This window comes from Streptomyces spiramenti (assembly GCF_012034385.1).
Taxonomy (GTDB): domain Bacteria; phylum Actinomycetota; class Actinomycetes; order Streptomycetales; family Streptomycetaceae; genus Streptomyces; species Streptomyces spiramenti.
Genome location: NZ_JAAVJB010000180.1, coordinates 1 through 11076, shown reverse-complemented (window position 1 = coordinate 11076; position 11076 = coordinate 1). Strand labels below are relative to the sequence as shown.

Here is an 11076-nt window from a genome sequence, read left to right as displayed (position 1 = left end):
CCCCGCCGCACCGGTACGGCCCCCGCGTCGCGCCACGGGCGCTCGCGGGGGAGGTGGTCAGGAGCCGGACCCGCCCTTCGGCTCGTCCTCGTCGTCGCGGTCCGAGGCGAGCTTCGGGCTGGCGAAGCCGCCCTTGCCGAAGCGCGACCCCGAACCGCTCCCGCCGTCGCTCCCGGAGCCGGAGCCGGAGCCGGAGTCGCCGGAGCTGTCGGAGGAGGAGCGGTAGGAGGGGCTGGCGAAGCCGCCGCGCCCGAACCGGGAGCCGGAGTCGTCGCCGCTCTCGGACGACGACCGGTAGGACGGACTGGCGAAGCCGCCGCGCCCGAACCGGGAACCCGAATCCCCGCCGCTCTCGGAGCCGGAGCCGGAGCCGGAGCCGGAGCCGGAGCCGGAGCCGGAGTCGCCGGAGCTGTCGGAGGAGGAGCGGTAGGAGGGGCTGGCGAAGCCGCCGCGCCCGAACCGGGAGCCGGAGTCGTCACTGCTCTCGGACGACGACCGGTAGGACGGACTGGCGTACCCCGGCGCACTGCGCTCGGAGGACTCGCCGTCGTCGTCGGTGCGGCTGGAGAACTTCGGGCTGGAGAAGCGCGAACCGGAGCCGCTCTCCGCCGAGTCGCCGTCACGGCTGAAGCTCTTCGGGCTGGAGAACCCGCCGCGCCCGAAGCGGGAACCCGCCTCCTTGGACTCGGCCTCCTCCCCGGAACGGTCCTTGGAGGTGGAGAACTTGGGGCTGGAGAAACGCAGCTTCGGGGTGCGGCTCTCGCGGTCGTCGTTGTCGGACACGGATGCTCCTCCTACGGTCTCGTGCAGGAACGGGAGCAGGCCACGTTCCAGCAGCGCTCTCTGCCAGGCCTCGCGGGCCTCGGCCAGCTCGGTGGGGGCGGCGTCGGGGGCCGCGTGGCCCGGCCGTGCCGCGCGTACCGAGGTCGCGCCGTTCCTCAGGGCCCCGACCAGCAGCTCCACCGCTGCCACGGCCAACCCGATCGCCGTCAGCACGGCGAAGACCCACCCGGCGGTCCGCATCGAGGCGGCGACCGGCGGTTCCGGGTCGGCCAGGCTCAGGCCGTACCCGAAGAGCAGGAAGACGAAGGCCGAGATCCCCGCGAGCACCGGGAGCAGCACGGATGCCAGCGCGCCGGCGCCCACGCCCGCGGCGGGCGCGGGTGCGGTCGGTGACGGGGCCTCGGGCGGGGGAGCGGGGGCACCGGATCGCCCGGCGGACGCCGGGACGCGCAGTCGCTCACGGACCGCCACGTAGCGCTGGTACTCGGCGGCGGCGCGCGGCGCCACCAGCGGCGCGGCCTCCATGCCGAGGCGCCGCAGCTGTTCGGTCCTGAACCGCTCGGCAGCCGCGGGTCCGGAGTCCTGCCGGACGCGCCGCAGCGCCTCGTCGAGGACCCGCTCGTAGTCGGGCCGGTCCTCCTGCAACAGCAAGTTCGCACCGTCCATGTGCTTCCCCAGATGCTCCGATTGGGCCGTCCCTGCCGGCCGTTCACCGTCCGGAACGGAGAGCGTGGGCAAGGTCCGATGGTAGAGCCCGCGCGGGCCCTGTGACAGAGAGCTGGCCGGAACAAGTCGCTTCGCGCGCCCCGTTTCGGGAAATCCTGTCTCGTGGGCGTTATGCCCTTCCCCTGACCCTGCCCGCGCGCGGTCCCGCGCACTCGGAGCACGCCCCAGGTGGCTCAGCTCTTACCAGGAGTCCAACCCGACCGGCGGCTTCTTCCGGACGGGCGTGGGCGGGGCCACCACCTCCGGAGGCCGTGGCCGACCGGGCGCCCGGGGCTCTCGCCGTCGCCGCCCCCGGCGTGCGGGGCGGGCCGTGCCGCCGTCAGATCCGTGATCACGCCGTCACGTTCCGGCCGCGCCGAGACTCCGCGAACGCGTCGGTCGCGACCGATCCGCGTGCCGCGCCGTGCGCGCGCCGGCGTCCGGTGCCGTAGGACGGCCGAACGGCCGAACGGCCGAGCGGACGGACCGGTGGACGGGGGCCGGCGGACGAGCGGCGGCGCAGGGGCGGGCCGGTCGCCGGGCGGCATCGCGCCGCGATCGACCCGACGGCCGTGGCCCGTGGGCCTGGGCCTGGCCCGGGCCAGCCGAGCGGAACCGCCGGTCGGGGATCCCCGCCGGAGCGGTCAGGCGGTCGGCGCGGGGACGGCGGTACCCGGGGCGTCCGCGGTCAACGGCAGGCGGGAGACCAGCATCGGGCCGCCCATCGTCACCCCGCCGTCCATGGCGATCGCCAGTTCATCGGCGTAGACGTGCGGCTCGCTGGGGCGCAGCGGGCGCTCCTCACCGTCCTCGTCGATCTCGGTGTCGCCCTCGCCCGTGAGATACGGGATGGGGCTGTGGCCGTGGACGATCCGCGCGCCGCCGAAGGTGCTCAGCAGGGTGCGGGCGGCCTCGGGCCCGTCCTCGTCGCGGAACGCGAACCGGCGGGTGAACTTGCGGAACAGCTCCCACGTCTCGGCCGAGTCCAGCCGCTGCAACGCCTGGAAGACCGAGTCGTTGACGTCCTCGACGGTGTCGCCGTAGTCCAGGTACGCGGTGGTGTCGGAGTGGAGGAGCAGGTGGCCGTCCTCCACCGCGAGGGAGTCGAGCCGGGACATCCACTGCACGTGGTGGTCCTCCAGCCGCTCCATGTCGCTGGGCTGCCCGCCGTTGAGCATCCACGCGGCCCGGAAGGTCGCGGTGCCGGCGCCCGACTCCACGGGGGTGTCGGCGAAGCGGTGGGCGCCCAGGAGCAGCAGTTCGTGGTTGCCGAGCAGCGCCTTGCAGTACCCGCCGGCCGCCGCGGCCTCGGCGGAGAGCCGCATCACCAGGTCGATGACGCCGACACCGTCCGGGCCGCGGTCGGTGAAGTCGCCGAGGAACCACAGCCGGCTGCTGCCCGCCGCCCAGCGGTCCTCCTCGTCGGTGAGGCCGGCGGCCCGAAGGGCGGCACGCAGCTCGTCGAGGTAGCCGTGGACGTCGCCGACGACGTACAGCGGCCCGGGACCGTCCGCGGGTGGCGCGGGCACGGGGGAGCCGGCGGTCTCTTCGTCCGCGACGGGAGCGGCGGGCGGCGGCAGCGGCGCGGCAACCGGCGGCGTCCCGGGAGGGGGTGGCGCGGTCACCGGGGTCGCGGCAGCGTGACCGGGAACGGCGGCTCCCACCGCGTCCGCACGGAACTCGACGCCGGAATCCCCGGCAGGCTCCTGAGCCATGACCCCTCCACCACGTACGCGCCGCCTCCGCCGTGACCGGCTCGTTCCCGCCGGTACGGTGCCCACCTGTCCATCATAGGAATCCCACCACGGGGAGCGCCGGACACCTGGCACGCCCACCGGCGGGCCCCTGATCGGGGTGTTCAGGCCACCCTGGCTGGGAGGCTACCGGAAACTACCCGCCCGCAGGAGGGGGGGTGCGCTGCTGGCTCACGGTCACCGATCGCACCCGGGGCTGCGACGAGGCCCGCACGATCAACTCGGTGGGCATGACGCGCTGCTGCGACGGCCGGACCGCCGCCGGCGAGCCGATCGCGCCGTTGTGGCCGGTGTGCCGGGACCCGCTCCGATGCGACGCCGAACGGCCCCGGGAGGCGCCCGCGGCGCGGGCGGCGGCACCGTCCTCGATGGCGTCGATGAGGAGCTGGATGACGGCGGAGCCGATGCGGCCCGGCTGGAGGGAGAGCGTGGTCACGGGCGGCTCGGTCGTGGCGTAGACGTCGGACTCGCTGCAGCACACCAGGAGCAGGTCCTCCGGGACGCGCAGCCCGTAGCGGCGCGCGGCGGCGAGCAGGTCGGTGCCGTTGGGGTCGTACAGGCCGTAGACGGCGTCGGGCCGGTCGGGGCGCGCGAGCAGCCGGTCGGCGGCGAGTGCCCCGGCGCACGGGTCGTGGGCGGGGTACGTCTCGTAGACGGGCGGCTGGCCGACCCGGGCGCACCAGCCGAGGTACGCCTCGGTCGAGAGCCGGGTGTAGGTGTCGGTCCCGGTGCCGGTGAGCAGGCCGATGCGGCGGGCGCCGGAGGCGGCGAGGTGGTCGAGCAGGCCGACGACGGCCGCCTCGTGGTCGTTGTCGACCCACCCGGCGACGGGGAGGTCGCTCGCCGGGCGCCCGTCGGAGACCACCGGGATGCCCTGCCGGACCAGCTCGGCGACGACGGGGTCGTGGTCGGCCGGGTCGACGACGACGGTGCCGTCGAGCGCCACGTTGGACCAGACGTCGTGCTGGGAGGTGGCGGGGAGGATCGCGAGTGCGTAGCCGCGGGCGAGCGCTGCCGAGGTCGCGGCGCGGGCCATCTCGGCGAAGTAGGCGAACTCGGTGAAGGTAAACGGTTCTTCACCGTAGGTGGTGACCGTGAGTCCGATCAGTCCCGAGCGGCCGGTGCGCAGGGTGCGGGCGGCGGCGGAGGGTCGGTAGCCGAGGCGGTCGGCGACCGACCGCACGTGGCTGCGTGTGGTGTCGGGCAGTCGGCCCTTGCCGTTGAGGGCGTCCGAGACAGTCGTGATCGAGACACCGGCCTCTGCCGCGACGTCACGGATACCGGTCCGCGGGCGGCGGGATCGGCGGGTGTCGTCCCCCCGGCTCACCTGATGTTTCGCTGCTGTCATGTCGACCTGATCGTAGGCCCGGCCACTCAACATGCCTGAGGGTCGCACAAGTTGATGAGCGGATACGTTTCTGCATGATGGAAACCGGCCAGGAGCCTGGGAACCGCAGGCTCCGTGGGCACGAGGGCAGCGTGCTCCCGTGTCCAGCGGGCTCGCAGGCTCGGTGTGCCCTGCTTTTCACGTTCCCCCTCCTCACTCTTTCGAGTGAGGAGGGTCGGGTGGCCTGACACCGGGCGGCTGGGCCGACCGCGGTACCCGCGTCGGCGGTCGCGCAGCCCCGCGGCGGGTGCGGTGGCGGCGTCGTCCCGGGGGGTACGCCCCACGGGCTTTTCCTCCTAAGGTGTGGAGGATGTGTACACCGACGTTCCCCGAGGGCCCGCGGCTGCGCGCCGCGATCGACGGTATCCCCGCCTACCGGCCCGGCCGTGCGGCGGCGGGCGCCGACTCGTACAAGCTGTCCTCCAACGAGAACCCGTACCCCCCGCTGCCGGGTGTACTGGAGGGGGCCGTCGCGGCGGCCGGGGCCATGAACCGCTACCCCGACATGGCCTGCACCGCTCTCCTCGGTGAGCTCGCCGACCACTTCGGGGTGCCGGTCGGACACATCGCCACCGGTACCGGGTCGGTCGGAGTGGCGCAGCAGCTGCTCCAGGCGACGGCCGGCCCCGGCGACGAGGTGATCTACGCCTGGCGGTCGTTCGAGGCGTACCCGATCATCACCCAGATCGCCGGCGCGACCTCGGTGCAGGTGCCGCTCACGGCGGACGAGGAACACGACCTGGACGCCATGGCGGACGCCGTGACGGAGCGGACGCGGCTGATCTTCGTCTGCAACCCCAACAACCCCACGGGCGTGGCGATCAGGCGCCCCGAGCTGGAGCGGTTCCTGGACCGGGTCCCGGCGCGGGTGCTGGTGGTGCTGGACGAGGCGTACCGGGAGTTCGTGGACGACGCGGAGGTGCCGGACGGCCTCGGGCTGTACCGCGCCTACCCCAACGTGTGCGTGCTGCGGACCTTCTCCAAGGCGTACGGGCTGGCGGGGCTGCGCGTCGGTTTCGCCGTCGCCCAGGAGCCGGTCGCGGCGGCGCTGCGCAAGACCGCCGTGCCGTTCGGTGTGAGCCAGGTGGCGCAGGACGCGGCGGTGGCCTCGCTGCGGAGCGAGCCGCAGCTGCTGGAGCGGGTCGCGGCGCTGGTCGAGGAGCGGCGGCGGGTGCACGCGGAGCTGACGGCGCAGGGGTGGACGGTGCCGGTGTCGCAGGGCAACTTCCACTGGTTGCGGCTCGGTGAGGCGACGGTGGAGTTCGCCGAGGTGTGCGCCGCGGCGGGGGTGACGGTCCGGCCGTTCCCCGGCGAGGGCGTGCGGGTGACGGTCGGGGAGCGGGAGGCGGACGATCTGCTGCTCAAGGTGACGGCCGAGTTCCGGGGCCGCGTCGCCGGCTGAGGCGAGATCCTGTCCGGCGAACGGCGCCGGCACGGCGGGAATCACCGGACAGGGCACAGCCCCGGGGTGACCACCGCGCGATCGAACCGCCCGAAGGGGGCCCGCCGCACCGGCGGGCCCCCTTCGCGCTGCCCGGGCGCCGCCCGTCCCGTCGGCGCGTGCCGGTCCGCCGAGTCCGTCGTCCGCCCCGGGGCAGGGGGCCGCCCGGGCTGCCGGGAGGGCCGGGGCGCCCGCCCGTGACGGGTCCGCCCGGCCCTCGTCCGGAGGCCCCCGTCGGGTGTGAGCTGTTGCACCTACCCCGGTGCCCTCCGGTACGACGGTATGCGCGATACTGGCTTGTGAATGTGAATACGTTCACAAGCGTGTCGCGTTGCTACGGGTTCGTCCCGGACGAACCCCCCGACAAGGGTCAGGCTCCCGGCGGTGGCTCGGCGCACGCAGTGAAGGAGAAGGCATTGTGGAACTGGCCCTGGCGGAGGAGACCCTCGCCCGCTGGCAATTCGGCATCACCACCGTCTACCACTTCCTCTTCGTCCCGCTGACGATCTCGCTGGCCACCCTGGTGGCCCTGCTGCAGACCGCGTGGGTGCGCACCGGGAAGGACGTCTACCTGCGCGCCACCAAGTTCTGGGGCAAGCTCTTCCTGATCAACATCGCCATGGGTGTCGTCACCGGCATCCTCCAGGAGTTCCAGTTCGGTATGAACTGGTCGGACTACTCCCGGTTCGTCGGCGACGTCTTCGGTGCGCCGCTCGCCTTCGAGGCGCTGATCGCCTTCTTCTTCGAGTCCACCTTCATCGGACTGTGGATCTTCGGCTGGGACAAGCTCCCCAAGCGCATCCACCTCGCCACCATCTGGATGGTGGCGATCGGCACCGTGCTCTCCGCCTACTTCATCCTGGCCGCCAACTCCTGGATGCAGCACCCGGTCGGCTACCGGATCAACGAGGAGTCCGGCCGTGCCGAGCTGACCGACTTCCTCCAGGTGCTGACCCAGAACACCGCCGTCGCGCAGTTCGCCCACACCATCACGGCGGCGTTCCTCGTCGGCGGGGCGTTCATGGTCGGCATCTCCGCCTACCACCTGATGCGCCGCCGCCACGTGGCGGTGATGCGCACCTCGCTGCGGGTCGGTCTGATCACCCTGGTCGCGGCCGGCATGCTCACCGCCGCCAGCGGCGATCGCCTCGCCAAGATCATGTACGAGCAGCAGCCGATGAAGATGGCCGCCGCCGAGGCGCTGTGGGACACCGAGGGGCCCGCCCCCTTCTCGCTCTTCGCCATCGGGGACGTGGACGCCGGGCACAACGTGGTCGCCGTGGAGGTCCCCGGCCTGCTGTCCTTCCTCGCCCACGACAACTTCTCCGACCCCGTCCCCGGGATCAACGACACCCAGGCCGCGATGGAGGCCGAGTACGGCCCCGGCGACTACCGGCCCAACATCCCCGTCGCCTACTGGAGCTTCCGGTGGATGATCGGGTTCGGCATGGCCTCACTCGCGCTCGGCGTCGCCGGACTGTGGCTGACCCGCCGCCGCTTCTGGCTCTCCGAACGGCTGCGGACCGGCAGCGAGGAGGTCCCGCGCCTCGCGCTCACCCGCGACCGCGAGCTGGGCGAGGGACTCACCCGCTGGTACTGGCGCCTGGCCTTCGCCACCATGGCGTTCCCGCTGATCGCCAACGCGTGGGGCTGGATCTTCACCGAGACGGGCCGCCAGCCCTGGGTGGTCTACGGCGTGCTCCAGACCTCCGCCGGCGTCTCGCCCAGCGTCTCCCAGGGTGAGGTCATCACCTCCATGACCGTCTACACGCTGCTGTACGCGGCGCTCGCCGTCGTCGAGGTCAAGCTGCTCGCCAAGTACGTCAAGGCGGGGCCGCCCGAGCTGACCGACGCCGACCGCAACCCGCCCACCCGCATCGGTGGCGACCACCGGGACCCGGACAAGCCGATGGCGTTCTCGTACTGACCCGCGGGCGGCGCGGCCACGCCTCCCCGCCCGGCCGCGCCCCCGCGTACCCGCGTACCCCGCCCCGGCACCTCTCCCACCCGCTCCCGACTGGAGACGGACATGGAACTCACCACCGTCTGGTTCATCCTCATCGCGGTCCTGTGGACCGGCTACTTCTTCCTGGAAGGCTTCGACTTCGGCGTCGGCGTCCTCACCCGGACCCTCGCGCGCGACCGGCGGGAGCGCCGGGTGCTGATCAACACCATCGGGCCGGTCTGGGACGGCAACGAGGTCTGGCTGCTCACCGCCGGCGGCGCCACCTTCGCCGCCTTCCCCGAGTGGTACGCCACCCTCTTCTCCGGCTTCTACCTGCCGCTGCTGCTGATCCTGGTCTGCCTCATCGTGCGCGGTGTCGCCTTCGAGTACCGGTCCAAGCGCCCGGAGGAGAACTGGCAGCGCAACTGGGAGACGGCGATCTTCTGGACCTCGCTGCTGCCGGCGTTCCTGTGGGGTGTCGCCTTCGCCAACATCGTGCGCGGTGTCCCCATCGACGCCGACAAGGAGTTCGCGGGCGACCTGCTGGACCTGCTCAGCCCCTACGCGCTGCTCGGCGGCGCGCTCACCCTGACCCTCTTCACCTTCCACGGCGCGGTCTTCACCGCGCTGAAGACCGTCGGTGGGATCCGCGACCGCGCCCGCCGGCAGGCCGCCGTCCTCGGCCTGGTGACCGCCGGCCTCGCCGTCGCGTTCCTCGCCTGGACCCAGGCCGCCCACGGCGACACCGCGAGCCTGGTCACCGCCGTCGTCGCGGCGGTCGCCCTGCTGGCAGCGCTCGCCGCCAACCACGCGGCGCGGGAGGGCTGGTCGTTCGCGTTCTCCGGCGTCACCATCGCCGCGGCCGTCGCCACCCTGTTCCTGTCGCTCTTCCCCGACGTGATGCCCTCGACGCTGGACCCGGCGTGGTCGCTGACCACGGAGAACGCCGCCGCCACCGACTACACGCTGACGATCATGACCTGGGTCGCCGGGTTCGCCACCCCGGTGGTGCTGCTCTACCAGAGCTGGACCTACTGGGTCTTCCGCAAGCGGATCGGTGTCCAGCACATCGCCCCCGACCATCCGGCGGGCGGCGCCCCGGGCAGCGGCGCTTCCGGCAGTGGTGGCCGGGACGACGGGGGCGCCCCTGACGGCCCCGGCGGCCCCGGTTCCCCCGAGGCGCCCGGTGGCCCCGAGGCGCCCGGCGACGACCTCGCCGGCGTCGGCGGTGGCCGGCCCCAGGGCGCGGGGAGCTGACCGCCGTGCGCCCCGTCGACCCCCGCCTGCTGCGCTGCGCCCGCGCCACCCGCGGCTTCCTCACCGCGTCCGTCGTGCTCGGCCTGGCCGGTGCGGTGCTGGTCATCGTCCAGGCCGTGGTCCTCGCCGACATCGTCGTCGGGGCGTTCGAGGGCGGTGCCGCCCCCGGCGACCTCACCACGCCGCTGCTGGTCCTGCTCGCCGCCGCCACCGGGCGCGCCCTGGTCTCCTGGCTCACCGAGCTGGCCGCCCACCGTGCCTCCGCCTCCGTCAAGTCCGAGCTGCGGCTGCGGCTGCTGCGGCACGTCGCCGCGGGGCGGGGCGGCGGCGGGGCGGCCGACGGCGGTCACGCCACCGGCGAGCTCGCCACCCTCGCCACCCGCGGTGTCGACGCCCTCGACGACTACTTCGCCCGCTACCTGCCGCAGCTCGGCCTCGCCGCCGTCGTCCCGGTGGCCGTGCTGGCGAAGATCCTCACCGAGGACTGGATATCGGCCGCGACCATCCTCGTCACTCTGCCGCTGATCCCGCTGTTCATGATGCTGATCGGCTGGGCCACCCAGGCGCACATGGACCGCCAGTGGCGGCGGTTGAGCCAGCTCTCCGGCCACTTCCTCGACGTGGTCGCCGGGCTCACCACTCTGAAGGTGTTCGGCCGGGCCAAGGCCCAGGGGGAACGCGTCCGAACGGTGACCGGCGAGTACCGGCGCTCCACCCTGCGGACGCTGCGCATCGCGTTCCTGTCGTCCTTCGCCCTGGAACTCCTCGCCACCATCTCCGTCGCGCTGGTCGCCGTCTCCATCGGCATGCGGCTGGTGCACGGCGAACTCGACCTGCGCACCGGTCTGGTCGTGCTGATCCTCGCCCCGGAGGCGTATCTGCCGCTGCGGCAGGTCGGCGCCCAGTACCACGCCGCCGCGGAAGGGCTCGCCGCCGCCGACGCCGTCTTCGACGTGCTGGAGGAGGAGCACCCCGCCCCCGGCACCCGTCCGGCGCCGGACGCCGGCGCCGTCCCCGCCGGCCGCCCCCTGGTCACCCTGGACCGCGTCACCGTCCGGTACCCGGGGCGGACCACCGACGCCCTCACCGCCACCTCCCTCGACCTGCGGGCAGGGGAGACCGTGGCCGTCACCGGGCCCTCGGGGGCGGGCAAGACGACCCTGCTCCGCAGCGTCCTCGGACTCACCCGCCCCGTCTCCGGACGGGTGCTGGTCGGGGGCCGGGAGCTCCGGGAGCTGGACCCCGCGAGCTGGCACGACCAGCTCGCCTGGGTGCCGCAGCACCCCCACCTCTTCGCGGGGACCGTCGCCGACAACGTGCGGCTCGCCCGTCCCGGAGCCGACGACGCCGCCGTCGCCCGCGCCCTGGCCGACGCCGCCGCCGACGACATCGACCCCGACCGGCTCCTCGACGAGGGCGGCGCCGGCCTGTCCCAGGGCCAGCGCCAGCGGGTGGCCCTCGCCCGCGCGTTCCTCGCCGACCGGCCGCTGCTGCTGCTCGACGAACCGACCGCCGCCCTCGACACGGACACCGAGGCGCGGGTCGCCGACGCGCTGCGTCGACTGACCGCCGATCGGACGGTGCTGCTGGTGACGCACCGCCGCGCCCTGCTGCCCGTCGCGGACCGCGTCGTCGAGCTGGCGCCCGGCGCCCCGTCGCCGATCGTCGCCCCCGCCGCGATCACCGCGCCCGAGCCGCCGGCGCCGACGCCCGGGGAGTGGATTCTCGGCATCGACGGCGGCGGCCACGGCGAGGCGAGGACGCCGGACACCCGGTCCGACGCGGAGAACTCCGCCGGCGCCGG

6 protein-coding genes and 1 pseudogene are annotated in these 11076 nt (G+C 73.8%); 4 read left to right on the top strand and 3 right to left on the bottom strand.

Annotated features, from left to right (window positions below; genetic code table 11):
- Window positions 1-57: 57 nt before the first annotated feature.
- The 3 genes from HCJ92_RS18350 to HCJ92_RS18340 all read right to left on the bottom strand — a co-directional run bounded on the left by HCJ92_RS18350 (window position 58) and on the right by HCJ92_RS18340 (window position 4590).
- Complete coding sequence (locus tag HCJ92_RS18350; protein ID WP_167934709.1) at window positions 58-1449, bottom strand: serine/threonine-protein kinase; 1392 nt, start codon at window positions 1447-1449, stop codon at window positions 58-60.
- 683 nt (window positions 1450-2132) lie between these two features.
- Entirely contained in the window at window positions 2133-3203 is a 1071-nt protein-coding gene (locus tag HCJ92_RS18345) for a metallophosphoesterase (RefSeq protein WP_167934708.1), read from the bottom strand.
- A 175-nt stretch (window positions 3204-3378) separates the two neighbouring features.
- Window positions 3379-4590 (bottom strand): LacI family DNA-binding transcriptional regulator, encoded by a 1212-nt coding sequence (locus tag HCJ92_RS18340; protein WP_167934707.1) that lies wholly within the window; start codon window positions 4588-4590, stop codon window positions 3379-3381.
- 349 nt (window positions 4591-4939) lie between these two features.
- Here HCJ92_RS18340 and hisC point away from each other — a divergent pair, with 349 nt between their 5' ends.
- From hisC to cydD, 4 genes and pseudogenes are all read left to right on the top strand, one after another.
- Window positions 4940-6031 carry a histidinol-phosphate transaminase gene (gene hisC / locus HCJ92_RS18335; RefSeq protein ID WP_167934706.1) on the top strand — a complete coding sequence of 364 codons (1092 nt, stop codon included), beginning with the start codon at window positions 4940-4942 and terminating at the stop codon, window positions 6029-6031.
- A 457-nt stretch (window positions 6032-6488) separates the two neighbouring features.
- Window positions 6489-7997: a cytochrome ubiquinol oxidase subunit I gene (locus HCJ92_RS18330; RefSeq protein ID WP_167934705.1), complete on the top strand. Its 1509-nt coding sequence runs from the start codon at window positions 6489-6491 to the stop codon at window positions 7995-7997.
- Window positions 7998-8099: 102 nt separating this feature from the next.
- Window positions 8100-9089, top strand: a pseudogene (gene cydB / locus HCJ92_RS18325) (cytochrome d ubiquinol oxidase subunit II); the annotation flags it as partial.
- Window positions 9090-9277: 188 nt separating this feature from the next.
- Window positions 9278-11076, top strand: a 1799-nt coding sequence (gene cydD / locus HCJ92_RS18320; RefSeq protein ID WP_167934703.1) for a thiol reductant ABC exporter subunit CydD, incomplete at its 3' end; no start/stop codon positions are given.

What these genes read in the sequence shown, in the direction of transcription:
- HCJ92_RS18345 (WP_167934708.1), bottom strand. Translation starts at nt 3,203, where the DNA reads ATGGCTCAGGAGCCTGCCGGGGATTCCGGCGTCGAGTTCCGTGCGGAC.
- HCJ92_RS18340 (WP_167934707.1), bottom strand. Translation starts at nt 4,590, where the DNA reads ATGACAGCAGCGAAACATCAGGTGAGCCGGGGGGACGACACCCGCCGA.
- HCJ92_RS18350 (WP_167934709.1), bottom strand. Translation starts at nt 1,449, where the DNA reads ATGGACGGTGCGAACTTGCTGTTGCAGGAGGACCGGCCCGACTACGAG.
- hisC (WP_167934706.1), top strand. Translation starts at nt 4,940, where the DNA reads ATGTGTACACCGACGTTCCCCGAGGGCCCGCGGCTGCGCGCCGCGATC.